The organism is Tardiphaga sp. 709 (assembly GCF_032401055.1).
Classification (GTDB): Bacteria; Pseudomonadota; Alphaproteobacteria; order Rhizobiales; family Xanthobacteraceae; genus Tardiphaga.
This window is the reverse complement of record NZ_CP135529.1, coordinates 2,687,219-2,713,322: the sequence shown is the minus strand read 5'-3', so window position 1 is coordinate 2,713,322 and position 26,104 is coordinate 2,687,219. Positions and strand designations below refer to the sequence as shown.

The following is a 26,104-nucleotide window of genomic DNA, read 5'->3' as shown; positions in this document are numbered from 1 at the left end:
GATGCTCGCTGCCCAGTCCGACGTTCAGCAGGACACGCCCGAAGTTCGCGTCACCGAATGGAGACTCGCGCCCGGCGCGGCGACTGGTCACCACACCCATGGGATGGACTATGTGATCGTTCCGATCACCACGAGCGTGATGACCATCGTTGCGCCGGACGGCACCCGCTCGCAGGCGCCGATCACGACCGGCAAATCCTATTTCCGCAAGGCAGGCGTCGAGCATGACGTTCTGAATGAAACCGACAAGGAAATCGTGTTTCTCGAGGTCGAGGTTAAGAAAGCTTAACCTTGTCTGCCTCCAGCGGCTGCCGGTTCATTGTGTTTAGCCTGCTGAGGACCAGCTGAAACAATTCAATGCGACGGATTGGAACTTTGCCTTCGATCCGTCGCGATTGATCCCGAAATCAGCCTCAAATTTCCAGCATGAAGCAGCTTGGGGAAGAGGCCGGTTCATGCTGCACAAGTATCTCTCGAAGTTCACCATCGATATCTTGCCGTCGATTCTGGCGACGATCGTGGGTGCCTATATCGTCAATCACTACATCATCCCGAAGGCGAGCCCGGATCGCCCCGCTGCGGCTGTCGCATCGACGCCTGCGGAGCCGAAGCCTGACACCAAGGCAGCGACAGCCAAGCCCGCCGAGAATTCTGCCGACCTCGCCCATCTGCCCGAATCGGCCCCGGCCAAGGCCGGCGACAAGCCGGTGGTCGAGAAGGCCAGCATCGAAAAGCCCGAGGCAGCCACCACACCCGAGCCGCGCCGCCATCAGCCCCCATTGCGCGAGAAGGCAGCAGCCAAGCCGGCTCCGGCCGCGCCTGCGCCCGTCCTTGCCACCGTGGGCACCGCGCCGGCGGCGAATGCCAGCGCTGATGAACGCCGCGACGCCAACGATCTTGCTCGTGCTGCCATCGAGCGCCTGAACCGCAGCGAGCCGCGACCCCAGGAAGCTGCCCGTACGCCCGAGACCTCGCGTGCTCCGGAAGCGCCGCGGGTGCAGGAAGCCGCACGGACTGTTTCCCCTCCGTCGATGCAGCAGTTGCCGCCGCCGATCGTGGTGGCGACGCCAAGCGTCGAGAAGCTCGATCCTATGCCTTCGCCGCAGTCTGAGCGTTCCGAAGCGCGGCGCATGCGTCCGCCCGGCGAGATCCCGGCACCGCAGCCGATGGACCTGCAGGCGGATGCTGTCGGCGGACCGCGCTCGGTGCGCACCAACGTGGCCGAAGACGTGCTGTCTGCCGCGAAGTCGGTGTTCAATTCGGTGATCCCGCGCCCGTTCGAGCGGTAAGCCAGCGACATCCAGGGCGCGACGAGTCATATTTTTCGCGCGTCATTCCTCCGACGTGCCACCCGCGATCTCTCTCGTCACCTCCGCCACCAGCGACCGCAGCCAGCGATGCGCCGGGTCGTTGCGATAGCGTACATGCCAGGCCATATCGAGCGGGAAAGTGCCGAGATCGACAGGCGCAGGCAGGATCTTTAAGCGCGGGTCATGGGCGAGGTGGTCGCAGATGAGTGTCGGCAGTGTCGCGCAATAGTCCGTCACCGCGATCATTTCCGGCACTGCCAGAAAGTGCGTGACGGAGACTGCAACCTCGCGCCGGATGCCGCGCTGCTCCAACGCGTGAAACAGGCCGACGCGCAGGCGGCCGGGTGGCAGCACGTTCACATGCTTGAGCCGTTCGTATTGCTCCTGTGATATCCGATCATGAATCTCTGGGTGATCGGCGCGCACGACGCAGGCGAGGCCTTCATCCATCAGATGCTGCACCACCAGGCTGTCCGGCGGATCAACGACGCGCCCCAACACCATGGTTGTCGTGCCCGAGATGACGCCGGTCTCGGCGAGATCATTGCCGAACGGCGTCAGCCGCAGCTTGATGCCGGGAGCCTGCTCGCGAAGCCGCGCGACGATCGCGGGCATCAGCACGAACTCTACGTAGCTGTTGGGTGCGATGGTCACCGACAATTCGGCCTGCAGCGGATCGAAGGTCTGTTGCCCCAGGACCACTTCGTCGATCTTCGCCAGTGCGGCGGCCACCACCGGCGCCAAGTCCTGTGCCATCTGCGTCGGCTGGATGCCGTAACGCTCTCTGATGAACAGCTGGTCGCGCATCATCACGCGCAGCCGCGCCAGCGCGTTCGAGAGCGCGGGCTGTGTGATTCCCAGCCGCTCGGCGGCGCGGGTCACGCTGCGCTCCTCCATCAGGGTGACGAAGACCGGCAGGAGATTGAGATCATAGCGCATAATCTATAATGTCCTATGAATATCTAGAATTAAAGAAATAAATTTCTCGAATATAATTTCGAGGAGCATTCTACCTCCGTCCAGATGGACGTAACCGAGCTCAACGGAGGCAATCATGTCGAAGGGAAAAGTGCTGGTGGTCGGCTCTAGTGGCACCCGAATCGAAGTCCAGGGCGGGCGCTTTGGTGCAACTGGCCAGTATCTCAACGAGACTGTCGTTCCGGCGATGGCTCTGATCGCTGCCGGTTATGAGGTTGTGCTCGCCACGCCGAGTGGCACCCAGCCACATATCGATGAGGCCTCGGACAGCGCAGTGCATTTCGGCGGTGACGAAGCCGCCTATCAGAAGGCGAAGGCCTTCTTCGCCAAGGATCCCGCTATGACCGATGTGCACGTGCTGCGCACGGTGGCCGAGCAAGGGTTGGATGAGTATGCGGGTGTGTTTGTGCCGGGCGGGCAGGGACCGGTGGTCGACCTCATGCAGGATCCGGATCTGGGCGAGATCCTGCGCCACTTCCATGCAAAGGCGAAGCCGACGGCGCTGCTCTGCCATGGCCCGATTGCGACCGTCGCGGCGATGCCGCATGCCCGCGAGTTCCGCTCGGCGCTGATCGCAGGCGATCCCGCCAAGGCCGGTGAATGGGCGAAGGGATGGCAATATGCCGGATACAAGATGACGGTGTTCTCGGCGACCGAGGAAAAAGTCATCGAAGATCAGATACTGCACGCCAAGCTCTACTTCAACATGCCTGATGCGCTGCGCACTGCCGGCGGTAACGTGAGTGTCACGGCAACCGACTTCGAGCCCTATGTGATCGAGGACCGCGAGCTCATCACCGGGCAGAACCCGCGCTCAGATCATCCGATCGCCACAGCCCTGATCGCGGCGTTGGATCGTAAGGTGGCGAAGGCGTGAGACCTTGCGTGATCGGCGGGACGTAAGACCCGCCGATCACCGCTTTCATGAAGGGACCAAGATATGCCGACTTCCGTGAAGATCGCGGCGATCCTTGTCGCCCGGCCGGGTAAGGCCGATGAACTGAAAGCACTGCTCCACGGTATGGTGGCGCCCTCACGCGCGGAGGCGGGCAACCTCCGCTGGGATATCTGGCAGGATCAGGCCGATCCTAATCGCTTCGTGCTTGATGAACTATACAAGGACAACGCTGCCGTGGCCGCGCATCGTGACACGCTACATTTCAAAGTTTATGCGGCAAAGATCAGCGAGCTCGCCGAACGCAGCGCATATGTGCTCGATCACGTCGAAGTGGCTGACATTCGCGGGTGACGACGACTCGCGCATATCTTCGAGTTAACCCGCCCTTCCACCCATCCGCGCGAGGCCGCTCCGCGCTGCATCGTCCTTCGGGCGCAGCGCGACCGCGCGGCTGTAGGAATCTGCAGCCTTGGCCCTGTCGCCAAGCTTCTCATAGGTCGCGCCGCGGGTCAGCCAGACCTGGGCATTGCCCGGTGCCACCTGCGAAGCCTCGTCGAGATCCGCTGCGGCTTCCTGGTGTTTGCCGAGGGCGAGATAGCATTGCGCGCGGCCGAGCAGGGGATCCGCCTGCTGCGGTGTCAAGCCGTTGGCTGACGTAAAATCCGCAATGGCGAATTCATATTTCTTCTCGGACTGATAGAGCAGCCCGCGTTGGTAGAAGATCTGCGCACTGTGCGGATCGAGGTCGATTGCCTGATTCAAGGCGAGCAGCGCGTCATCGGGTTTACCGGACTGTGCGAGCGCCTGCGCGCGTGCAGCGTGGATCTGCGCATCCTGCGGATTGGTCTTGCCGGAATTCGTGGGCGACGGGGGCGCCAGGGCCGTTGTCTTCGGTTCGTCCTTGTCAGAACCCGGTGTTAGTGACGACAGGTTGAATGAGCATCCGGTGCTGCACAGACCCGCAACGACAAGGGCAATCGCGGTAAGGCCGCGGGCGCCGAAGCGGAACGGGGACTCGCGGACGGGACATTCCATGCAGGGCCAATCTCACGCAGCGACCAATGACCTATTGGTAGCGCGACATCGGGCAAAATGCACCCGATCAAGACCAGCGCGCCAAGGAAGTAGTTCTCGCAAAAAGCAATTGCGCAAAAAAAATAACGCGGGCTTTGGCCCGCGTTATCGAACTTAAATGATGAAGCGCTTAGCGCGCCGGACGCGGAGCGCCCGCGCCGCCAGCGCCGGGACGGCCGCCACGATCGGCGCCAGGACCCGCGCCGAACACCGGCTTCGGCTTCATCGGCAGCAGGCCTTCGCGCTGCAGCTTCTTGCGAGCAAGCTTGCGTGCGCGACGCACGGCCTCAGCCTTCTCGCGAGCCTTCTTCTCAGAGGGCTTTTCGTAGTGACCGCGGAGCTTCATCTCGCGGAAAATACCCTCGCGCTGCATCTTCTTCTTCAGCGCCTTGAGAGCCTGATCGACGTTATTATCGCGAACGAGAACCTGCACGCGGCATCCTCTTTTCAATTGATCGGATTTGAATTTCGGTAAAGTGAAGGGCCGACAAAGGCCATGCCCTTAACCTCAAGGGCGCCGATGTACCAGATGAAATGGCGAATGTCCACCTTGCGGCGCCGTCATTTTAACCTTCTGGGCTGGGAAAATAACGTGCTTTTTCCGGATTTTCCCGGGTGGGGATAGGGCAGGTTCCCTGTCTCGACAGGTATTGGAGCACGGACGCATAATTCCCGCGGCGACTCAGCCGGGACGCCGATTACGACCGGAGAGCATCATGAATGGGAAAAAATACGCGGCCGAGCTGATCGGCACCTTTTGGCTCACATTTGCAGGCTGCGGCAGTGCCGTAATCGCGGCAGCATTTCCGCAGGTCGGTATCGGTCTCGTCGGCGTCTCGCTGGCCTTCGGCCTCAGCGTCGTGACCATGGCCTATGCCATCGGCCACGTTTCGGGCTGCCATCTCAATCCTGCGGTCACCGTGGGTCTTGCGGCGGGTGGACGTTTCCCCGCCGGCCAGATTCTCCCTTATGTGATCGCGCAGGTCGTCGGTGCGGTTGCAGGTGCGGCCGTGTTGTATGTCATCGCCAGCGGCGCTGCCGGTTTCGACCTTGCCAAGGGCTTTGCGTCGAACGGCTACGGCGATCATTCGCCCGGCAAATACAGCATGGTCGCGGGCTTCATCATGGAAGTCGTGATGACCATGATGTTCCTGTTCATCATCATGGGCTCCACACACGGCAAGGCGCCTGCGGGCTTCGCGCCGCTGGCAATCGGGCTTGCGCTGGTGATGATCCACCTCGTCAGCATTCCAGTCACCAACACGTCGGTGAATCCGGCGCGCAGCACCGGGCCGGCATTGTTTGTCGGCGGCTGGGCACTGCAGCAGTTGTGGCTGTTCTGGGTGGCACCGCTGGTTGGCGGTGTTCTCGGCGGCGCGATCTATCGCTGGCTGAGTGACGAGCCCGCTGGTGTGGTGGAAGGCAAGGCGACCAGCTGACGAATGAGGCGGTGAAGCCGGCGTCGTTACGTCGCCGGCTTCACTTCAACCACATGACCCATCTTGCGGCCGGGCTTCGGCGCGCCCTTGCCATAGAGATGCACGGTGGCGCCGGGGACGGTGAGCCACTTGCCGTAGTCGAGAATGTCGTCGCCGATCAGGTTGATCATGGTGACCTGGCCGTGGCGGACGGGTTTGGCGAGCGGCCAACCGGCGATGGCGCGGATGTGCTGTTCGAATTGCGACACCGAGGCGCCATCGAGCGTCCAGTGGCCGGAATTGTGCACGCGCGGCGCGATTTCGTTCACGACAAGCGTCGCACCGTCAATGGCGTCCTTTTGGCCCGGCACGACAAACAGTTCGACGGCAAAGACGCCGACATAGACCAGCGCGGTGCCGATCTTCTCGGCGATCTCGCGTGCCTTCGCGGCAAGCGCGTCGGAGATGCGTGCGGGCGCATAGGAGAATTTCAGGATGTGATCGCGGTGCTCGTTTTCGGTGACGTCGAAACATTCGACTTGACCGTCGGCGCCGCGTGCAGCGATGACCGAAACCTCGCGTTCGAACGGCACGAAGGCTTCAAGGATCGCGGAATTGGTGCCGAGATCCTTCCAGACCTGATCGAGATCGTCACCCTCGCGGATGATTGCCTGACCCTTGCCGTCATAACCGAAGCGACGCGTCTTGATGACAGCTGGCAGACCGATCTTCTTGACCGCTGCATGAAGCTCGCCAGCATTCGCAACGCCTGCGTAAGCGGCGGTGCCGATACCCAGCGACGTTACAAAATCCTTCTCGGCCAGACGATCCTGCGTGGTCTGCAGGATTGTCTGCGCGGGCAGAACCGGGCGCCGCGCGTCGAGGATCATCGCGGTGGCGGCCGGCACGTTCTCGAATTCGTAGGTGATGACGTCGCAATCACTGGCGAACAGTTCGAGCGCCTCGACATCCGCATATTCAGCGCATGTCGCGTTCTGCACCACGTCGAAAGCCGGCGAATCCGGATCCGGTGAAAAGACCTGACAGCGGAGGCCGAGGCGTGCTGCGGACATCGCTAACATGCGACCAAGCTGGCCGCCACCGAGAATGCCGATCGTATCGCCTGGCTTAAGAACCTTCGTCACCACAGCGCTCACGCCGCACCTTCCGGCTTTTCAGCCACGGCATCGGTCTGCGCCTTGCGCCAGGCGGCGAGCTTTGTCGCCAGTGCCGTGTCGTGCAGCGCCAGCACGCTCGCCGCGAGCAGTGCCGCATTGATCGCGCCGGGCTTGCCGATGGCCAGCGTGCCGACGGGCACGCCCCCCGGCATCTGTACGATCGAATAAAGTGAGTCGACGCCGGACAGCGCCTTGGATTCCACGGGCACACCGAATACCGGGAGTTCCGTCAGCGCCGCGGCCATGCCGGGCAAATGCGCAGCGCCGCCGGCACCGGCGATGATGATCTGGAAGCCCGCTGCCTTGGCGCCCTTGGCGAACGCGACCAGCCGGTCCGGCGTACGGTGGGCCGAGACGATGCGTGCCTCGTGGGATACGCCGAGTGCAGTCAGCGTTTCGGCGGCATGGCGCATGGTTTCCCAGTCGGACTGGCTTCCCATAATAATGGCGACGGGCGCGGTCATTCCGTATTTTCTTTCGCGAATCCAGAAAGATAGGCTGGAAATACAATGTCGTCCCCTTGCGTGGCAAGGAGCGTGGCAAACATGATCTCGTCTTGGTGAAGACTGGCAAGCCTTGTAACAAATCCCATGCAAAAGAAAACCCGAACGCCTGCTGCAAAGCCGGTCAAACGTTCCATGAAGCCGGCATTTCGGGGTTCCAAGGCGTTGGTGTCGCTGCCGAAAAGCCGCGGGCCGGCGGCCGCCTGACGCCGTGACCTGCGAAAGTGTAGCTAGTCGATCGTCGACGTTGGCGCCTTTACAATGCGCTGAGGTCGCTTGGCACTTCGCCAAAGGCGCGGATCACCTGCGCGTCGCCGAACTCGCCGATCATCGGATCGCCGGTACGGCTGAAGGCCAATGCGCCGATCGAGCCTGGCGTACGGGACAAGAGTTCGGCGCGGCGGATGGCGCCGGATGCACTCTGACATTCCTCGGCGGCACCGGCGGCCGGCGAACCGGAGTCGTCGTGCAAGAAGGGCAGTGCGACGTAATAGGTGATGTCGGCCATGGTGCCCTCACGAGTCGATTGATTTCGGCGCGAGCGTGTTCTTATTTTGTTCTTATGTCAAGTTCGGCGCCCTGTGAGCGATCTTCCCGTCGCGCGTCTTCATCCGCCGAAGCCGGCTTGCGCTGCGCCAGCGTCAGGCCGCCCAGTGCGAGCGTCACTTGATCAGTTCGCGCAGCCCATCCAGGTAAAGACGTCGGTGAACGATACAAACAACAGACGTGGAATGATGTGCCGCGTGCGCGCAAACTTCCGCCGCGCCACATCGCGATGCCATTTTGATGATGGGCCAGCTCAGCGCCCAGCCGACCGCAGTCACCGTGACGCAAAGAAAGCCGATCCATTGATCGTTACGCGTTGAGTTCGCAGCCCTGGCCGTTCTTTAACCCACAGCCACAGCGCGACGCGTTGTCTCAGGCAATAATATCCGGGGTGATCTGATCTTCGATGAAGGAGATCCGATCTTTCAGCTGAAGCTTCCTCTTCTTCAACCGTTGCAGTCGCAAAAGATCGGGTGCCGGTGAATGTTGCAAGGCATCGATAGCGGCGTCGAGGTCGCGATGTTCCTGCTGCAATCGGGCGAGTTCTAACGGGAGTTCGCGATCTTCGTCGTCGTTCATGTTTCTAGCTGACTGGATTCGCAAGTCATTTGCGAGGAATTTCTAGGATGACTATCGCCGGTGCAGGCGCACCACGCAAGCCGTCCGGTTCCATGTTTTTGCGGCGCAATCAGGTCACGATTCGTTTCACACGATACCTGAAACTCAAAATACACTTTTCAATACCCATCGACAGATGTCCACTGTCATGTAGAATTCATCGTCCAACCGAACGTATCCTGAGGTTCAATCCTACCGAGGAGTTTTCGAATGGCACTACAGGCGCATCTCGTCGAACTGGAACGCAAGCACAAAGTTCTCGAAAGCGAATTGCACGAAGCGCTCGTGCACCTGTCTACCGACGATCTCCGCATCGTCGAACTCAAGCGTCGAAAACTGATGGTCAGGGACGAAATACAGCGTCTCAAAAACGGGGCCAGCGACACGGTGCACTGATCAACGGCTGCACTGATCATCGAACGATAAATCACAGCATCGACATTGCCGTTTACGTCACTGCTTTGGCGTAGGTGCTATGACGTCTTGTCCTCATTCCGCGATAGGTTTGCGACGAAGCTCCAGTTATTCGGTTGGCCTGGATCGCTTCGCCTGCAACCCTTCGCGTTTAATTTTCCGCCATGTCAGCTACGTAGTCCGCGATGGCCAGGGATGATGTCAGCCCCGGTGACTCGATGCCGAACAGGTTGATAAGGCCCGGCACGCCATGGGTCTGGGCACCCTGGATCATGAAGTCCTGCACCGCGACTGCGGGCGGCACGATCTTCGGCCGCATTCCGGAATAGCTTGGCATCAATGCGCCGTCGGGCAGGTCCGGCCAGTAGCGCCTGATGGCCGGATAGAACCTCTCTCCGCGTGCCGGATCGACCGTGTAGTCGATGTGATCCACCCACTCGACGTCAGGGCCGAAACGCGCCTGGCCGGCCAGATCGAGCGTCAGATGCACGCCGAGGCCGCCCGGTTCCGGCACGGGATAGATCAGCCGCGAGAACGGCGCTTTCGCATTGCAGCTGAAGTAGCAGCCCTTCGCCAGATAAGCGGGGGGATCAGGTCGAGCGGCATGCCGTCGAGCATGCGAGCGATCGCGGTTGCGGACAGGCCTGCGGAATTGATCAGCATGTCGCAGGCGAGTGTCATCGGAGCCTCGCCGCCCACATCCAGTTCGAAACCGTCGGCGGTGACCCGGCCACGTTCCAGCGGCGCGAGGAACGCGAAGGCCGCGCCGGCGGCTTCCGCTTCACCGCGCAGCGACAACATGTAGCTGTGGCTATCGACAATTCCGGTGGAGGGGGACAACAGCGCGGCTTCGCAAGCCAGTGCCGGCTCCAGCGCCCGTGCCTCTGTCCCGGATAATTGCTGGAGGTCAGCGACGCCATTGGCTTCGGCGTGCGCTTTGATCGAAGCCAGTTTGGCGATCTCCTCCGGACGTGTGGCGACGATCAGTTTCCCGGAGTTGCGATGTGGGATGCCGCGATCCCGGCAATAATCATAGAGCGCCTGTTTTCCAGCGACGCAGAGCCGCGCCATCAGGCTGCCGGCCGGATAATAGATGCCGGCATGGATGACCTCGCTGTTGCGCGACGAGGTCACGGTACCAATCGCGTCCGCAGCCTCCAGCACGATGACCTCGCGTCCCGCTTCCGCCAGTCGCCGGGCGATCGCAAGACCCACGACGCCGGCGCCCACCACCACGCATTCAACCTTGTCCATGTCGCGTCCGATAGTTTGCTGCGCAGGTCATCCGCGGTTCGACCTTGTGGCGTATTAGTAAAACATTAAGCATCACAGCTAATTACCACCAATTTTCGCCGCATTCTGCAGGTGCGACGATACGCATTTACCTGATCCACATACCTGTAACCAAACACTCACGCTGCGAATACGCGGGTGTGTAATGACTGGCAAGATCGGGCGATCAGACAGCAAGGCGGCAGTGTCCGTCATCGCGGTCGCGTGCCTTCTTGGCAGCATTACCGGAGCCCATGCGGAATCCTCGGCGGTTCATTATATCAGCGAACTCGACCCGCAAATGATCTGGCAGCTTCTCATCGGTGGATTTGTCGCGCTGGCATTTCTCGCCGCCATTGTGCTGTGGGTCGCCTCGGCACTGCGCAACGTGCGTCGCGAGCAGCAGCGGCGCAATGCGTTTGTCGGTTCTGCCCTCAATCATCTCGGCCAAGGCATCGTGATGCTCGACGACCAGAAGCGGGTCGTGTTTTGCAATGATCGCTATCTCGAGATCTACGACCTGACGCGCGCCGACATCACCAAGGATATTACCGGCCCAGGATTGCGCGAGTTACGCCGCCAGCGTGGCAAGCTCGATCTGGCCACCCAGAGCTTCTACGAGCAGACTGTTTCCGCCGGCGAGTACATTGCCGAAATGCCCGGCGGGCAATCCGTCCACGTCAAGTTCAGCCGGCTTCCCAATGGCGGCGCCATTGGCATTCATGAGGACTGCACCGAGCAGCGTTTCCTGCAGCGCGAGCTTGCGACCACCAAGCAGTTCCTCGAATCTGTCCTTGATCACGTCCCGATCTGCGTCGCGGCCAAGACCATTGACGACGGCCGCTATATCTTCGCCAACCGGGCTTTCGAGACCTTCTCTCGACTCTCGCGCGATAAGATCGTCGGCAAGCGACCGGATCAGATATTCTCCGCACAGTCTGCGAAAGCGATTGCCGAAGCCGATGCCCTGGCAGTGGAAACACGCAGTCAGTGTCGCAGCGAGTTCAATGTGGAGATTGGTTCAGACGTCCGCACGCTGGATAGCAATCGCGTGATTGCCTTTAACGAACGCAATGAGCCGGCATTCCTGATTGCGCTGTTCGAGGATGTGACCGACCGCAAGTCGCTGTCCAAGGAACTGGAGAACGCCAAGAAATTCCTTGAGACCGTACTCGACAACATTCCTGTGTCGCTGATGGTGCAGCAGATCAGCACCGGTCGTTATCTGTTCGCCAACCGCGGCGCAGAGGTCATTCTGGGTCGTAAACGCGAAGACGCTATCGGTCTGACCGTTCCCGAAATGCTTCGCCCGGAAGAAGCGAAGCTGATCGTCAGCCGGGATCAGGCAGCGATCAGGGGCCGAACACCGATTGCGGAAGAGCATCCGATCAGCACGCGCGACGGATTGCGGCTGTTCCTGACCCGCCGGGTTACCGTCCTCGACGAAGCAGGCGAGCCGCAATATCTGATCAAGACCCACGAAGATGTCACCGACCGCCGCCAGACCGAGGCGCGGATGGCGCATATGGCCTATCACGACGGCCTGACCGATCTGCCGAACCGCCCGGCCTTTTTGCAGGCTCTGTCGCAGATGATCGATGCCTGCGGCGAGACCTCCGAGGAATTCGCGGTGCTGTCGATCGATCTCGACGGCCTGAAGGAGGTCAACGATGTCTTCGGTCACGCCATCGGCGACAAGCTGCTGATCGAGGTGTCGCGTCGTGTCGATGCAGCCGTGGGCGGCGGAGTTGTGGCGCGGCTCGGCGGTGACGAGTTCGGCGTGATCATCGACGGCGCGCAGCCCGCGGCCGGGCTGTTGATCGCAGAGCGGATCTCCGCGGCCCTTGCGGAGGAATTCCCGATCGAGGGCAAATCGGTGCGGACAGGCGTCACCACGGGCATCTCGCTGTTCCCGCGCGACGGCCATGACCCAGCCGCTCTGCTGGCGAATTCCGGCGCGGCGCTGTTCCGTGCCAAGTCGCAGTCGCGCGGTTCGATCAGCATCTTCGAGCCGCAAATGGACCAGCAACTGCGCGATCGCCGCGTGCTGCATCAGGACCTCTCGGCCGCGATCCGCAATGGCGAATTGTCGCTGCACTACCAGCCGCAGGCACGCGCTGGCCAGACCGTGGTCGATGCCGACATTACGGGCTTTGAGGCGCTGGCCCGCTGGATCCATCCGACCCGCGGCTTCGTGCCGCCCGGAGACTTCATTCCGCTGGCCGAAGAAAGTGGTCTGATCGTCGAGATGGGCGAGTGGATCCTGCGCCAGGCCTGCCTCGAGGCTGCCTCCTGGCCGGTACCGCTGCAGATCGCGGTCAACCTGTCGCCCGCGCAGTTCATGCATGGTGATCTCGTCGGCCTCGTGCATTCGATCCTGCTCGAAACCGGCCTGCAGCCCGGTCGACTTGAGCTGGAAATCACCGAAGGTGTGCTGATCGAGGATTTCGACCGCGGCGTCGCGTTGCTGCGGCGGTTGAAGGCGCTCGGTGTGCGCATCTCGATGGACGACTTCGGCTCCGGCTATTCCTCGCTGACCTATCTGCAGGCATTCCCGTTCGACAAGATCAAGATCGACCGCGCTTTCGTGATCAATCTGGGCCTCAATCCGCAGTCCGCCGCCATCGTGCGCGCGGTCATCGGGCTTGGCCATGGCCTCGACGTCGCGATCGTTGCGGAAGGCGTCGAGACCCACGAGCAGCTCTGCTTCCTCGCCAGCGAAGGCTGCGACGGCGTACAAGGCTACTTCATCGGGCGTCCTGCCCCGATTGCGCAATATGCTGCGCTGGTCGGACGGATTGCCGCCGCTACGCCCGCCGCGCGCATGGTCGGTTGAGCGACAGACCGTTGCGAAGTGCCGATGCTGTTGAGCCCGCGGCGTTCCGCGGCTAGCTTGCGGTTATGACGAATCTCACTGCGACAGTTGCGGATCCGGCGGCCAGCGATGCGCCGGTCGTCGCCTATCCCACGCCCTTGCTGCGGATCGACGGCGTCACCAAAAAATTCGGCGCGCATAGCGCAGTGGACAATCTCTCTTTAGACATCAAGGCCGGTGAATTCTTCGCGCTGCTCGGCCCGAGCGGCTGTGGCAAGACCACGTTACTGCGCATGCTGGCTGGTTTCGAGGCACCGGACACGGGCAAGATCGAGTTGAATGGCGAGGATATCGCTGCGGTATTGCCGCATCAGCGGCCCGTCAACATGATGTTCCAGAACTACGCGCTGTTTCCGCATCTCAACGTGCGCGACAATATCGGTTTCGGTCTCAAGAGCGCTGGCTTGACGCGTCTCGGCATCGATACGCGGGTTGCCGAGATGGTGGCGCTGGTCAAGCTCCAGGGACTGGAGAAACGCCGACCGGATCAATTGTCGGGTGGCCAGAAACAACGCGTGGCGCTCGCCCGGGCGCTGGCGCGGCATCCGCAATTGTTGCTGCTCGATGAGCCGCTGGCAGCTCTCGACAAGAAACTGCGCGAAGAGACCCAGGTAGAGTTGATGGCGCTGCAGCGCCAGCTCGGCACCACCTTCGTGATCGTCACCCACGATCAGGAGGAGGCGATGACCATGGCCGACCGCATCGGCGTCATGAATGACGGACGTCTGCAACAGGTAGCGACACCGCGACAGCTTTATGAGGCGCCCGCATCGCGCTGGGTCGCGGAGTTCGTCGGCGACATCAACATCGTCGAGGGCGGTATCACGCACCGTGACAGTCATCGCCTGACCATTGCAGGCCGCGACGTAGGAACCTTGTTTGCGATCGAGCCGCGACAGCCTGTCGGCGATGCGGTCATCTGCGTTGCGATCCGCCCGGAGAAGATCCGGTTGTCGCGTCGCGGGCCGGCGACGGACCTCATCAATAGCGGTGCCATGAACAGCCTTGAGGGTGTCATTTCCGACGTCGGCTATCTCGGCGGTCGCTCGCTCTACAAGGTGAAGCTCGACCGTGGAGCCACATTGCGGGTCGCTCTCGCCAATACCGCGCGGCTCGATGTCGATGCCTATTCGATCGGCGAGCGCGTTGCGGCATGGTTCGCCCCCGATGATTGCGTGGTACTGGTTCAATGAGCCGCAATCGCATCTTTACGGCGCCGGCGCGGCTCGCTGCCATCCCGCCCTATGTCTGGATGGTGCTGTTCTTTCTGGTGCCCTTCGGCTTCGTGCTGAAGATCAGCCTGTCGCAGACAGCGATTGCGCAGCCGCCTTATCTGCCGGTGTTCGGTCTGTCCGAAGGAATCGCCGGGCTCAAGGCCTCGTTTGCCGCGCTGTCGCTGGATAATTTCCGGTTGCTCGTTTCCGACAATCTCTATCTCGCATCCTATCTGCGCAGCGTCCTCGTCGCCGTCGTATCGACCCTGATCTTGCTCGCGGTCGGTTATCCCATCGCCTATGGCATGGCGCGTCTGCCACGGCGCTGGCAGGGCATCGCGATGATGCTGGTCATCGTGCCGTTCTGGACCTCGTTCCTGATCCGCATCTATGCCTGGATCAACATCCTGCAGCATGACGGCTTGCTCAATAAGGTCCTGCTCGCGCTGCACGTTGTATCGGCGCCAATCGTGTGGCTGTCCACCGACAGTGCGATGTATCTCGGCATCGTCTATTCCTATCTGCCTTTCATGATCCTGCCGCTCTATGCCACGCTCGCGAAGCAGGACCCCTCGCTGATCGAGGCCGCCGCCGATCTCGGCGTCTCGCGCGTCGACGCCTTCTGGCTGGTGACAGTTCCCTTGTCCCTGCGCGGCGTCGGCGCCGGGGCACTGCTGTGCTTCATCCCGATCATGGGCGAATTCGTCATTCCCGATCTGCTCGCCGGATCGAATTCGCTGATGATCGGCCAGACGCTGTGGCTCGAGTTCTTCACGAACAAGGATTGGCCGGTCGCATCGGCTACCGCCATCGTGTTGCTCGGACTGCTGTTGATCCCCCTGCTGGTCTATGACCGGCTGCAGCGCCGGCAGCTGGAGGCGCGCTGATGGCCGTGCATCCGCTCCGCCTGTCGCGCTTTAACGTCACGTCGCTGGTGCTTGGCCTGGCGTTTCTATATCTGCCGATCGTCATTCTGGTCATCTATTCGTTCAACGCTTCGCGGCTGGTGACCGTGTGGGGCGGCTGGTCGACGCGCTGGTACACCGAATTCTTCAACGACCGTGCGATGCTCGATGCTGCCTGGATGAGCCTTCGCGTGGGGGTCGTGTCGGCGACGCTGGCAACGCTGCTCGGCACTTTGGCCGCGATAGCGTTGACGCGTGGTGCGGGATTTCGCGGCCGGATGCTGATGTCCGGGATGCTCTATGCGCCGCTGGTGATGCCCGAGGTGATCACCGGCCTGTCGCTGCTGCTGCTGTTCGTGGCGCTGGACGCCGGGCGCGGCTTTGTCACGGTGACCATCGCCCACACCACACTCACCATGTGCTTTGTCGCTGTCGTGGTGCAATCGCGCCTCGCGAGGATTGATCGCAGCCTCGAGGAAGCGGCGATGGATCTTGGCCGCGATCCGCTCCGCGCATTTATAGCCGTTACGTTGCCGCTGATCTGGCCGGCCATTGCCGCGGGCTGGATGCTGGCCTTCACGCTGTCGCTCGACGACCTCGTCATCGCCAGTTTCACAACCGGGCCGGGCTCGGCAACGCTGCCGATCAGGATCTATTCGGAAGTGCGTCTTGGCGTGAAACCGGAGATCAACGCGATCTGCACGCTGATCGTCGGTTTCATCGCCGTCGTTATTGTACTGGCATCGCTGGTGTCGAAACTGTCGAGCGCCCGGGGCGAAAGCGCCGCGCCGTTGTAAAGCGAAAAGTTAATTCGCCTTCGGTGCTGCATCGGCAGGTGCTGCCGCTGCAGGTGCATCGGCGGGCTTATCCGGCTCTGCTACCGGCGCCTGTTTGGGCACACCCGTAAAGCGCTCGATCACCGAGCGTACGGCGTCGCGGGTCTTGCGATCCTTCACCGCATCCAGCAAAGGCGCCGCGCCCGGCGATCGGCGGATCAGGCTTTCCGGATCTGGGAAGATCAGCGGATCGTCCCACGGGCCCTGGATCACGAAAGGCAGCTCGAAGCCGCCGGTGCCGTTGGTTGCCGGATTGAGACTAGCGATGCCCTTGAAATCATATTCACGTGAGGGCACCGACGCGGTACCGGTCAGCGTCAGTTTTGCAGCGGGACCATCGATACGGATATCCTGTGCGGTAGCGATGCCGTCGTTGAATTTCACGGACATGTTGAGCGTATTGAACGGCGTCGAACCCGAGCGGAAATTGCCGGCGCCGGACAGCGGACGTCGCTCCAACCGCTTCAGCAACTGTTCGACGTTGAAGCCGCTGATGGCGCCGTCATGACCGGTCAACGTCGCGGTGCCGTCGAGTGATTGCGCGAGACCAAAGGGCGATGAGCCCGAGGCCTCCAGCATCATGCTGAGATTGCCGCGGCCGGTGAGCTTGTTGACGCCGAACAGATCGCTGGCACAGGCCTGCAGGTCGACATCGCTGAACTGGAACTGGGCCTTCACATCAGCGACTGCATCGGAATGGGCAACGTTGAACGAACCACGGACGATGCCGCCATACATCTGCGCTTCACCTACCGACAGCGCCAGTGTGCCGCCGCGCAGGTTGGCGCCGAGCGCGGTGCGGCCGAGCACTGAAGAGCCGACGGTGACCTTGGCGGCCGACAGGCGCATGTCGAGATCAGTGGTGGACAGCGCGTTCAGATCGAACAGCTGCCGGTTCCAGTCGCGGGCGCCGGAGGCCAGCAGCCGCACGGTGGACACATAGGGCGTGAAGTCGAGCGCACCGGCAGCCAGCGTCGCCTGCAGCGTCTGGCGGCCCGTGTTGCTGTAGGTCATGACGCCCTCGGCACTGTTGCCGTCGAGTTCGACATTGACGTTGGTGAGTGCAATCGACGGGCCCACCAAGCTGGCACGCGCCTTCAGGGCAAAGCGGCCGAAACCGCCGGAGCCGGGCGGTGCCTGACCGACCCAGCGCAGCGCATTGCGCAGCGACAGGCTGTCGGCAGTCAGCGTGCCTTCCATGACCAGACTGGCCTTGTTGGCGACGGTGCCGTCGAATGCCAGCTTGATCGGCGCACCGGCGATGCGTGCCTTTACGCCGGAGCGCTCACCGGACAGTGCGGCAATGAAGTCGCTGACGCTGAGGCTGCCGTCGATGCGTTCGCCGCGCCAGTCGAACTGGCCCGTTGCCGCGAATGAGCGCGAGATCGATGGCCAGGCGAGCGACAGGTCGATGTCGCCGAGACGCTCGGTGTTGTGTGGGTCCTGATAGTGCAGAACGCCGTCCTGGATGCGGATCTCGGAGAAGGATAGTGGCTGTTCAGCGCCCGGCCTCATGGTGCGGGCGATGGACTCGATGAATGGCGTCCAGTTGCTTTCGCCGGAGGCCTCGCGGATCACGCGGATACGTGGCCGCAGCATCATCATGTCGGCGATCTCGAAGCGCTGCAGCAGCAGCGGCAACAGCCGCAGATTGGCCGTCAGCACATCGACCGTCAAAGCGGGATCGATCGACCCGCCGCCTTTCAGGCCGACATCGTGAAACGAGACATAGCTGCCCGGAAAGACCGAGACATCCACCGCGCCGTTGACGACGAAATCCAGCCCGGTCACGGCGCGGATCTGGGCCTCCACGGCATGGCGCAACGTATCGCGGTTGAGCAACCACGACATGGCAAACAGCCCGATCACTGCAACACCCAGGAGCGCCGCAATCGGCATCCCCAGGCGTCTTATTCCTTGGGCACTCGTCAATGAACTATCCGGGTTGGTTGGTGGTCACACATAGCGGGGCGGCATCCATGTGCGCCCACGTCCAAGGTCCTCAATTTGAAGGGTTTTCTTGACGCTTTCAAGGCCATAGCGGGGGTGATGGGGTCGCAGTCCCCCGCGATTGACCTGCCGCGGAGTTTCCGCCTAATAATCCACGACATAGCCGCCCGCGCCCGCTGGGTTCTCAGCGCATTCCTGCATCAGGTCGATTCCCATGAACAAGGTCTACCCCGACGCCAAATCGGCACTCGACGGCATTCTCAAGGACGGCATGATGATCATGTCCGGCGGCTTCGGCCTCTGCGGCATTGCCGAAGACCTGTCGGACGCCTTGCGCGATTCCGGGGTCAAGGACCTCACTGTGGTGTCCAATAACGCCGGCGTCGACGGTATCGGCCTGTCGCGCCTGCTGGAAACCCGCCAGATCAAGAAGATGATCTCGTCCTATGTCGGCGAGAACAAGCTCTTCGCCCAGCAGTATCTGGCCGGCGAACTGGAACTCGAATTCTCCCCGCAGGGCACGCTGGCCGAGCGCATCCGTGCTGGCGGCGCCGGCATCCCGGGCTTCTACACCAAGACCGGCGTTGGCACGCTGATCTCGGAAGGCAAGCCGACCATGGAATTCAACGGCGAGACCTACATGCTCGAGCGTGGTCTGTTTGCCGACATTGCCATTGTGCACGCCTGGAAGGGCGATACCGCAGGCAACCTCGTTTATCGCAAGACCGCCCGCAACTTTAACCCGATGATGGCGACCGCCGCGAAGATCACCATTGCCGAAGTCGAGCATCTGGTGCCGGCCGGCGAGATCGACCCGGATCACATTCACACCCCCGGCATTTTTGTGAAGCGCATTGTCGAGGTCGGTACCGGCAAGAAGCGGATCGAAAAAGTCACCTCGCGTCAGCGTCCCGCGTAACCGCCAAAAGCAAAAACAGGAGAGAACGATGGCTTGGACCCGTGATCAAATGGCAGCGCGCGCGGCTAAAGAACTGCGCGACGGATATTACGTCAATCTCGGCATCGGTATTCCGACGCTGGTGTCAAACTACATTCCCGAAGGCGTGGACGTTCAGCTGCAGAGCGAGAACGGCATGCTCGGCATGGGCCCTTTCCCCTATGAGGGCGACGAAGATCCGGACCTCATCAATGCCGGCAAGCAGACGGTCACCGAACTGCCGGAGACCAGCTATTTCTCGTCGGCGGATTCGTTCGGCATGGTCCGTGGCGGCCATATTGATCTGTCGATCCTCGGCGCGATGCAGGTCGCCCAGAATGGCGACCTCGCCAACTGGATGATCCCCGGCAAGATGGTGAAGGGCATGGGCGGCGCGATGGACCTCGTCGCCGGCGTCAAACGCGTCGTCGTCGTGATGGAGCATTCGGCCAAGGATGGCGCCAAGCTGCTGAAGAGCTGCAACCTACCGCTGACCGGCGAGCGCGTCGTCGATATGGTCGTCACCGATCTCGCGGTGTTCACCATCGACAAGCACGGCAATGACGGCATGGCTCTGATCGAACTCGCCGATGGCGTGACGCTCGATGAGGTGAAGGCCAATACCGAAGCTGAATTCCGGGTCGCGCTGACCAACACCTGAACGATTGCGCGTTCCGAACGTTGACATGATGCCCGGCCTTGTGCCGGGCATTCGTGTTAGTATCACCCCTCACTAGGAAGCCGACATGCGCGCCAGTCTCGAAGACCGTTTCTTTCTGCTTCTGATCGTCGTGGTCACGTTGGCCTTCGGCTGGATCATGAGCTCGTTCTACAGCGCGATCCTGTGGGGCGTGGTCATCGCGATCATGTTCGCGCCGATGCATCGGCGGCTGGAGCGCCGGATGCCAAAGCATCCAAACTCGGCCGCCTTGCTCACCGTGGGATTGATCGTGCTGATCGTGATCCTGCCGCTGACACTGGTTGGCGCATCGCTGGCGCAGGAAGCGGCTGTCGTTGTCGGCAAGATGAAGTCTGGCCAATTCAATCTCGGCACGTTTCTGCAGCAGATACTCGATGCCGTCCCGCAATGGGCAAGGGGACTGCTGGATCGCTTCGGCGTTGCCAATCTCGGCGGCATGCAGGACAAGCTGACTGAGGGCCTCGTCAAAGGCAGTCAGTACTTTGCATCGCAGGCGCTGAACATCGGTCAGAGCACGTTCGACTTCATCATCAATCTCGGCATCATGCTTTATCTGCTGTTCTTCCTGTTCAAGGACGGCGAAGCGCTGTCGGAGCGTGTGAAGAATGCCATTCCGCTGCGGCCCGAGCTGCGTGACGATCTGATGGAGAAGTTCACGGTGGTGATCCGCGCCACGGTGAAGGGCGGCATTCTGGTCGCGCTGGCACAGGGCGCGCTCGGTGGGTTGATCTTCTGGATCCTTGGCATCAATGCTGCGTTGTTGTGGGCCGTGCTGATGGCGTTCCTGTCGCTGTTGCCGGCGGTGGGTGCTGGCCTCGTCTGGATGCCGGTCGCGCTCTATCTGCTTGCGACGGGCTTGGTCGTTCAGGGCGTGATCCTGATCGCCTATGGATTTCTCGTCATAGGTTTGGTCGACAACATCCTGCGCCCGATGCTGGTCGGCAAGGACACCAAGCTGCCGGATTATCTGGTGCTGATCGCGACGCTCGGGGGCATTGACGCCCTCGGTCTGAACGGTTTCGTTGTAGGTCCCGTGATTGCGGCGATGTTCGTGGCGGCCTGGGCGATCTTTGCGGAGTCACGCAAAAGCGGTTCGGTCCCGATCGCGTAAGCGCGTTACACCGGCCCCTGCGGCACATCTGCAAAGCGTGTCAGCCAGACCACCGGGCCGATGCTCGCAGCGACGATGAGAAGTGCGGCCAGGGCGCCTTCTTCAAAGCTGCCACGACTCGCATATTGATAGATCGAAGTCGCCAGCGTTTCGACATTGAGCGGTCGCAGCAGCAACGTGGCGGGCAGCTCCTTCAGACAATCGACAAAGACCACGATGACGGCGCCGAACAATGCCGGACGCAATAGCGGCAGTTGAATCACGCGCAGTGTGGTGATTACCGGTGCGCCGGCGGCGCGAGCGCTATCGTCGTAATCGACGGGGATGTGCTCGAAGCCGGCCTTGATGAAACCGGTCGGCACCGCCAGGAACCGGATCACATAGGCGATCACCACGGCGGCGCCAGAGCCGACCATGACAAGCCCGGGCGATGCGAGACTGAGCCATCCGGCGAGCTTGCTGAATCCATTGTCGATGAACAGCACCGGCGTCAGCAGACCCAGCGCCAGCACCGTTCCGGGCAGCGCATAGCCGGTCTGGGCGACAGCGACCGACAGGTTGGTCAGCCGCGAAGCACGCCAGCGCTGAGCGACGATCACCACAAGCCCGAGAAGCAGCGCGGCTCCCGTGGCAATTGCGGCCAGCGCAATGGTGTGGCCGGCATCGCGCCAAACCGTCGTTTCCATCGATAGCAGACCGCGGCGCAGGCTCTCGCGCAGCAGATAGAGCAAGGGCACGGCGAAGCCAAGCAGGGCAGGGAGGAGACAGGCGGTGAAAGCAAGCCATCCGCGTAGGCCTGTCAAAGGCGTGCGCGGTGCCAACCGCGGATTCTCCGAAGAGAATTCCACGCTGCCTTCGCGGCGGCCGAAGCGCTCGATGGCGATCAGCACCCCGACGATGGCGAGCATGAACAATGACAGCTGCGCAGCACCTGCAAGGCTGCCGCGGTTGAGCCAGGTCGTGAAAACCGAGACGGTGAGCGTACGAATGCCCAGATATTCGCTGGCGCCGATATCGTTCAGCGTTTCCAGCGATACCAGTGCGAGGCCCACAGCGAGGGCGGGGCGCGCCATCGGTAGCGAGACTCGGCGGAACGTCGTCCAGCGATCGGCACCGAGTATCTTCGCGGCTTCAGCAAAATCGGCGCTGCGATGCTGGAACATCGCGCGAGCAGAGAGATAGACGTAGGGATACAACACGATGCCGATCACGAAGATGGCGCCGGGCAACGAACGCAGGCTCGGCAGCCACCCGATCGCGCCGGGCAACGACATTGCCGTTGCCAATGCGCGATGGACGAGGCCCAGTGGCTCGAACAGGTCCACATAGACGTAAGCGGCGAGATAGGTCGGAATCGCCAGCGGCAGCGGCAAGAGCCAGAGCATGAGCGTGCGGCCGGGGAAATCATGCGCCGAGACCAGCCATGCGGTGCCGGCACCGACCGCGAGCGTGACGATACCGACGCCGATCAGGAGGGCTGCGGTGTCGCGCAGCGCCTGCGGCAATACATAGGCGATCAGATGCTGCCAAAGCTCGGGCTCCGGCTGTAGCGCCAGTAGCGCGATGCTGATGACTGGCGCAGCCACAAGGAGCGCGGTGGCAACTGCGACGAGAATCGCGAGCGCTTCGGTGCGGGAAGGCCTCACGGGCGTGCATGCCCGCGTGAGCACTCTCCACATGTCATCCCCGCGAAGGCGGGGATCCATACCCCAAGGAGAAGTAAGTCAGAAATTGCCGTAGCCACAGCGCCCTACCGAGAGTTCGGTGCGTATGGGTCCCCGGCCCCGTGTGCGCTGCAGGCACACAGGGCGGAGACAACATACTGATAGGCTGTGCATCATCACAGCCTACGGAGCAATAGCCGGGCTCAATTATCAAACCCGACCTTGTCCACCAGCGTCGACGCGGCTTTGCGGTTCGCGGCAATCTTGGCGATGGGCATCGGGTCGGCATTGAGCTTGCCATAGCCCGCGATGGTCGGATTGATCGTGATGCCGGCGCGCACGGGATATTCGTAATTGGCGTCGGCATAGACCTGCTGGGCATGCTCGCCTGCAAGCCATTCGATCAGCTTCATGGCATTGGCCTTGTTCGGCGCATGTTTGGCCAGCAGCACGCCGGACAGGTTCACATGGGTGCCGCCGCCTTCAAAGGTCGGCAGGATCACCTTGGTGGCTTCCGCCCACGGCTTCTTGTCGGGATCGGCATTCATCATCAGCGCCCAGTAATAGGTGTTGCCGATGCCGAGATCGCATTTGCCGGCCGCGACGTCGCGGGCGGTCTCGCGGTCGCCGCCGGACGGCTTCTGCGCCAGATTGGCCTTGACGCCGCGCAGCCATTCCTCGGCCTTGGCCTCGCCGTGCTTGGCGACATAGGCGGCGAACAGGCCGTTATTGTAGATGTGCTGGCCGGAGCGGATGCAGATCTTGCCCTTCCACTTCGGATCGGCCAGTTCCTCATAGGTGATGGCATCCTGCTTGACGCGATCCTTCGACGCATAGACCACGCGGGCGCGCATGGAGATGCCAGCCCAGTGGCCGTCGGGATCGCGATATTGCGCCGGCACGACCTTCTCGATCACCTCGGATTTCATTGGCTGCGTCACGCCCGCCTGCACGGCCTCGTCGATGCGGCCGATATCTACCGTCAGCAGCACGTCTGCCGGGCTGTTGGCGCCTTCGGCCTTCATGCGCTGCTCGAGGCCCGAGCTGGCCGAGATCACATTGACCTTCACGCCGGTATCCTTGGTGAAGGCCTCGAAGATCGGCTGCACGAGCTTGGTCTCGCGATAGGTATAGACATTGACCTCTTCGGCCGCCTGCAGCGCGGATGAGCCAAGGGCGGCGAAGAGGACGGCGGTGGCGAGGGCGTGGTGCTTGATCATGAAATGGCTCCGGCAAGGGGCATATCGACAATGTCAGGTGGAGTAGCGCAGTGGGCGTTCGAATGTCAGTGACTGAACGTCGCGTGGACAAAAGATTAGATTGATTCCAGATTTAAAAGTGGGCCGCAGATAAGCAACAGCTTACCTGCGGCCCGATGTCGAGAGCTCTTAGAAGTTCGCCGTCACCGATGCCCGGAACGCGCGCGGCGAGCCCGGCGTGATGTTGTTGGCCGCATCGGCGGTGGCGTAGTAGCTGGTATCGAACAGGTTCTCGATGTTCAGCTGGGCACGCCACGTCTTGTCGAGCCGGAAGTAGATTGCGGCATCGACGCGGGTGAAGGCTTTCAGCTTCACTGTATCATCCGACGTGGCGAAGAAGTCGTCGTAATGGATGATACCGAGGCCGGCACCCCACATCTCGTTGAACTGATATTTGTTCCACATGGTGAAGGTGTTGAGTGGCACCAGGCCGACGCGGTTGCCTGGGACGATTGTGGCGGAGCTGGCATCGACGATGCGCGCGTCGGTGTAGGCGTAGCCGCCGGTGACCTGCCACTGATCGGTGACATAGCCGGTCAGGCTGAGCTCAGCACCCTTGGTGTTGGTCTTGCCGAGGGCGACGACCTGGCCGCCCACGATGAACCTCTGGTTCTCCCGGTCGAGATCGTAGACGGCTGCGGACGCCTGCAGTCGCGGGGTAATGTCCCACTTTACGCCGACTTCGTTGTTGATGAATTTCTCCGGCACGGTGACGGCGAGCGATGGCGTCAGCGAGCTGAACTGGTCGCCAGCGCTTGGCAGATACGAAATGCTGTAGCTGCCATAGACCGAGAGATTATCGAGTGGTTTGATGATCACGCCAGCGCGCGGTGAGACAAGGTTGTCGACGCGGCTGTCGAGAGTGCCGCCCGGATTGAGGTTCTGTGAGGTGAGGTCGAAACGATCGTAACGAACGCCGCCGATGAACTGCAGGTAACGGCTGACCTCGATCTGGTCCTGAATATAGACCGATGCGATATCGAGCGTCGCATAGGAGTTGTTGTCGGAGGCGTTGTTGTGGATGAACGACCACGGGGCAAAGGTGGTCGGGCTGGCCGCGGGAACGAGCAAGGTCGCGCCGCCGTTGATCTGGCCGGTGTTGCGAAGGCTGAAAGTGTTCTGCCGTCCGAACTCGGTACCGAATACGATCGTGTGCAGCACGGGACCGGTATTGGTCTTGTAGGTCCAGTCGGTCTGATTGAACAGGTTCTCGCGCTGAGCCAGGTTGTTGTAGGCCGAGATGGACGCGGTGCCGCCGGGGGTGACGAACGTTCCCGTGGTCGGGAAAACGTTCTGGTAGAACTTGTCGTAGTTCGCATAGCGTGACGAGTTCTTGACCGTCAGGCCATTATTGAAATCGTGGTCGATGACGGCGTTGGCAATGTGGACGTCCTGCTTCGAATAGCTCTGGTCCGGATTGCCGAAGAAGGTCGAAGCATTGGTCGCGAACGGCACGGTCGGGCGTGCATTCGTGGGCGCTGGCACAGTGCCCTGTGCCGGGATGCCGCGATCCGCGGTGCGGTCGTCATGCAGATATTCGTAGCTGAGCTTGACCTTGGTATCCTCGCCGCGAATCGTCACGGTCGGATTGATGCCATAACGCTCGAGGTGGCCGTAGTCGCGATAGGTTCCGGAATTCTCATACATCGCGTTGATGCGCGCCGCGACGTTCTCGTTCACGGCGCCGCCGGTATCGATCGTCACGCGCTTGTTGTCGAACGATCCGCCCTGAACAGTTACCTCACGGATCGAAACTCCGTCGGCTTCCTTCTGTACGCGATTGATGACGCCGCCGCCGCCGCCGCGGCCGAAGATCATGGCATTCGGTCCCTTCAGGACCTCGATGCGCTGGGTGTTATAGAGATCGCGGAAATACTGCACGTCGTCGCGAATACCGTCGATGAAGAAGTCGGCATTGGTGCGCTGCCCGCGGATGACGACGTCATCGCGATTGCCTTCGCCCTGATGCGGCACGACGCCCGGCACATAGCGAACCGCTTCGCCGATGCTGCGGAAATCCTGATCCCGGATGAATTCCTTCGTGAGCACCGTGACCGATTGTGGCACGTTGAGGAGCGCGGTGTTGGTCTTGGTACCGCTCGAAATATTCTGGGTGATGTAGCCGACCTGGCCGGACTGTGCGTCCTGCGGGTTGACGCTGAGCGGCTGGCGAACCGGCTGCGGCGCAACAGCGCGTGTCCGGGCGACGCGGCCGGATGCGGCGCGCTGCGGCTGGGCACGGCGGACGCGCGGCGCGCTGGGAGCGTCGACCTGCACCGGCGGCAATGTCGATGAGCCGGAATTCGCGCTTTGCGCAATGGCTGGCTCTGCGATGCAGAATCCCGCCGCGATGATGGCCGCCGCGCTCGTCGAAATCAGAAAAGCTTTGCGCGCCGCCGTGCCGCGCCCCCCGATAGAAGTCCTGGAAGTCATTACTACGCCCC

General features: G+C 61.8%; 25 protein-coding genes and 1 pseudogene. 13 read left to right on the top strand and 13 right to left on the bottom strand.

Annotation, left to right across the window (positions count from 1 at the left end):
* Nucleotide 1: 1 nt before the first annotated feature.
* Together RSO67_RS13370 and RSO67_RS13365 are read left to right on the top strand one after the other, a co-directional pair.
* Nucleotides 2-289 carry a cupin domain-containing protein gene (locus tag RSO67_RS13370; RefSeq protein WP_068730343.1) on the top strand — a complete coding sequence of 96 codons (288 nt, stop codon included), beginning with the start codon at nt 2-4 and terminating at the stop codon, nt 287-289.
* Between the two features lie 166 nt (nt 290-455).
* Nucleotides 456-1,289 carry a hypothetical protein gene (locus tag RSO67_RS13365; RefSeq protein WP_315843846.1) on the top strand — a complete coding sequence of 278 codons (834 nt, stop codon included), beginning with the start codon at nt 456-458 and terminating at the stop codon, nt 1,287-1,289.
* A gap of 42 nt (nt 1,290-1,331) precedes the next feature.
* On the opposite strand, the gene RSO67_RS13360 is transcribed toward RSO67_RS13365, so the two are convergent.
* Complete coding sequence (locus tag RSO67_RS13360) at nt 1,332-2,249, bottom strand: LysR substrate-binding domain-containing protein (RefSeq protein WP_315843845.1); 918 nt, start codon at nt 2,247-2,249, stop codon at nt 1,332-1,334.
* Nucleotides 2,250-2,364: 115 nt separating this feature from the next.
* Here RSO67_RS13360 and RSO67_RS13355 point away from each other — a divergent pair, with 115 nt between their 5' ends.
* Both RSO67_RS13355 and RSO67_RS13350 read left to right on the top strand, forming a co-directional pair.
* A complete protein-coding gene (locus RSO67_RS13355; RefSeq protein WP_315843844.1) occupies nt 2,365-3,165 on the top strand; it encodes a type 1 glutamine amidotransferase domain-containing protein in 801 nt (266 codons plus the stop codon).
* Between the two features lie 63 nt (nt 3,166-3,228).
* On the top strand, nt 3,229-3,537 hold the full coding sequence (locus RSO67_RS13350) for a putative quinol monooxygenase (RefSeq protein WP_315843843.1): 309 nt from the start codon (nt 3,229-3,231) through the stop codon (nt 3,535-3,537).
* A gap of 24 nt (nt 3,538-3,561) precedes the next feature.
* On the opposite strand, the gene RSO67_RS13345 is transcribed toward RSO67_RS13350, so the two are convergent.
* Together RSO67_RS13345 and rpsU are read right to left on the bottom strand one after the other, a co-directional pair.
* A complete protein-coding gene (locus RSO67_RS13345; protein ID WP_315843842.1) occupies nt 3,562-4,221 on the bottom strand; it encodes a tetratricopeptide repeat protein in 660 nt (219 codons plus the stop codon).
* Nucleotides 4,222-4,390: 169 nt separating this feature from the next.
* Nucleotides 4,391-4,693, bottom strand: coding sequence for a 30S ribosomal protein S21 (gene rpsU, locus RSO67_RS13340; protein ID WP_089265892.1), 303 nt, complete (start codon nt 4,691-4,693; stop codon nt 4,391-4,393).
* A gap of 283 nt (nt 4,694-4,976) precedes the next feature.
* Between rpsU and aqpZ the strand changes: the two genes are divergently transcribed.
* A complete protein-coding gene (gene aqpZ, locus RSO67_RS13335) occupies nt 4,977-5,699 on the top strand; it encodes an aquaporin Z (RefSeq protein ID WP_315843841.1) in 723 nt (240 codons plus the stop codon).
* A 26-nt stretch (nt 5,700-5,725) separates the two neighbouring features.
* On the opposite strand, the gene RSO67_RS13330 is transcribed toward aqpZ, so the two are convergent.
* The 5 genes from RSO67_RS13330 to RSO67_RS13310 all read right to left on the bottom strand — a co-directional run bounded on the left by RSO67_RS13330 (nt 5,726) and on the right by RSO67_RS13310 (nt 8,484).
* Entirely contained in the window at nt 5,726-6,760 is a 1,035-nt protein-coding gene (locus RSO67_RS13330) for a 5-(carboxyamino)imidazole ribonucleotide synthase (RefSeq protein ID WP_315844244.1), read from the bottom strand.
* Between the two features lie 71 nt (nt 6,761-6,831).
* Nucleotides 6,832-7,320, bottom strand: a complete 489-nt coding sequence (gene purE, locus RSO67_RS13325; RefSeq protein WP_068728790.1) for a 5-(carboxyamino)imidazole ribonucleotide mutase — start codon at nt 7,318-7,320, stop codon at nt 6,832-6,834.
* Nucleotides 7,317-7,496 carry a hypothetical protein gene (locus RSO67_RS13320; protein WP_315843840.1) on the bottom strand — a complete coding sequence of 60 codons (180 nt, stop codon included), beginning with the start codon at nt 7,494-7,496 and terminating at the stop codon, nt 7,317-7,319. The genes purE and RSO67_RS13320 overlap by 4 nt, the downstream gene beginning before the upstream one ends.
* Nucleotides 7,497-7,615: 119 nt before the next feature.
* Nucleotides 7,616-7,867 (bottom strand): hypothetical protein, encoded by a 252-nt coding sequence (locus tag RSO67_RS13315; RefSeq protein ID WP_315843839.1) that lies wholly within the window; start codon nt 7,865-7,867, stop codon nt 7,616-7,618.
* 410 nt (nt 7,868-8,277) lie between these two features.
* A complete protein-coding gene (locus RSO67_RS13310) occupies nt 8,278-8,484 on the bottom strand; it encodes a YdcH family protein (RefSeq protein WP_068728782.1) in 207 nt (68 codons plus the stop codon).
* Nucleotides 8,485-8,733: 249 nt separating this feature from the next.
* Here RSO67_RS13310 and RSO67_RS13305 point away from each other — a divergent pair, with 249 nt between their 5' ends.
* Nucleotides 8,734-8,919 (top strand): YdcH family protein, encoded by a 186-nt coding sequence (locus tag RSO67_RS13305; RefSeq protein ID WP_092145731.1) that lies wholly within the window; start codon nt 8,734-8,736, stop codon nt 8,917-8,919.
* A gap of 169 nt (nt 8,920-9,088) precedes the next feature.
* Here RSO67_RS13305 and RSO67_RS13300 read toward each other — a convergent pair.
* Nucleotides 9,089-10,191: pseudogene (locus RSO67_RS13300) on the bottom strand (NAD(P)/FAD-dependent oxidoreductase).
* Between the two features lie 184 nt (nt 10,192-10,375).
* Between RSO67_RS13300 and RSO67_RS13295 the strand changes: the two are divergent.
* The 4 genes from RSO67_RS13295 to RSO67_RS13280 all read left to right on the top strand — a co-directional run bounded on the left by RSO67_RS13295 (nt 10,376) and on the right by RSO67_RS13280 (nt 16,000).
* Complete coding sequence (locus RSO67_RS13295; RefSeq protein ID WP_315843838.1) at nt 10,376-13,045, top strand: EAL domain-containing protein; 2,670 nt, start codon at nt 10,376-10,378, stop codon at nt 13,043-13,045.
* Between the two features lie 65 nt (nt 13,046-13,110).
* Entirely contained in the window at nt 13,111-14,277 is a 1,167-nt protein-coding gene (locus tag RSO67_RS13290) for an ABC transporter ATP-binding protein (RefSeq protein WP_315843837.1), read from the top strand.
* Complete coding sequence (locus tag RSO67_RS13285; RefSeq protein ID WP_315843836.1) at nt 14,274-15,185, top strand: ABC transporter permease; 912 nt, start codon at nt 14,274-14,276, stop codon at nt 15,183-15,185. The genes RSO67_RS13290 and RSO67_RS13285 overlap by 4 nt, the downstream gene beginning before the upstream one ends.
* Entirely contained in the window at nt 15,185-16,000 is an 816-nt protein-coding gene (locus tag RSO67_RS13280) for an ABC transporter permease (RefSeq protein WP_315843835.1), read from the top strand. Before RSO67_RS13285 ends, RSO67_RS13280 begins: the two co-directional genes overlap by 1 nt.
* A 9-nt stretch (nt 16,001-16,009) precedes the next feature.
* Here RSO67_RS13280 and RSO67_RS13275 read toward each other — a convergent pair whose 3' ends face one another.
* Nucleotides 16,010-17,938, bottom strand: coding sequence for an AsmA family protein (locus RSO67_RS13275; protein WP_315843834.1), 1,929 nt, complete (start codon nt 17,936-17,938; stop codon nt 16,010-16,012).
* 265 nt (nt 17,939-18,203) lie between these two features.
* Between RSO67_RS13275 and RSO67_RS13270 the strand changes: the two genes are divergently transcribed.
* The 3 genes from RSO67_RS13270 to RSO67_RS13260 all read left to right on the top strand — a co-directional run bounded on the left by RSO67_RS13270 (nt 18,204) and on the right by RSO67_RS13260 (nt 20,737).
* Nucleotides 18,204-18,908: a CoA transferase subunit A gene (locus RSO67_RS13270; protein ID WP_068728766.1), complete on the top strand. Its 705-nt coding sequence runs from the start codon at nt 18,204-18,206 to the stop codon at nt 18,906-18,908.
* A gap of 28 nt (nt 18,909-18,936) precedes the next feature.
* Nucleotides 18,937-19,587: a 3-oxoacid CoA-transferase subunit B gene (locus RSO67_RS13265; protein ID WP_068728764.1), complete on the top strand. Its 651-nt coding sequence runs from the start codon at nt 18,937-18,939 to the stop codon at nt 19,585-19,587.
* A gap of 85 nt (nt 19,588-19,672) precedes the next feature.
* Nucleotides 19,673-20,737, top strand: coding sequence for an AI-2E family transporter (locus RSO67_RS13260; RefSeq protein WP_315843833.1), 1,065 nt, complete (start codon nt 19,673-19,675; stop codon nt 20,735-20,737).
* A gap of 5 nt (nt 20,738-20,742) precedes the next feature.
* On the opposite strand, the gene RSO67_RS13255 is transcribed toward RSO67_RS13260, so the two are convergent.
* The 3 genes from RSO67_RS13255 to RSO67_RS13245 form a co-directional block, all read right to left on the bottom strand.
* Nucleotides 20,743-22,416 carry an iron ABC transporter permease gene (locus RSO67_RS13255; protein ID WP_315843832.1) on the bottom strand — a complete coding sequence of 558 codons (1,674 nt, stop codon included), beginning with the start codon at nt 22,414-22,416 and terminating at the stop codon, nt 20,743-20,745.
* A gap of 188 nt (nt 22,417-22,604) precedes the next feature.
* Nucleotides 22,605-23,621, bottom strand: coding sequence for a Fe(3+) ABC transporter substrate-binding protein (locus tag RSO67_RS13250; RefSeq protein WP_231079250.1), 1,017 nt, complete (start codon nt 23,619-23,621; stop codon nt 22,605-22,607).
* A 168-nt stretch (nt 23,622-23,789) separates the two neighbouring features.
* The gene (locus RSO67_RS13245; protein ID WP_315843831.1) at nt 23,790-26,093 is read right to left on the bottom strand and encodes a TonB-dependent siderophore receptor; all 2,304 of its coding nucleotides are present in this window, start codon (nt 26,091-26,093) and stop codon (nt 23,790-23,792) included.
* Nucleotides 26,094-26,104 lie beyond the last annotated feature (11 nt).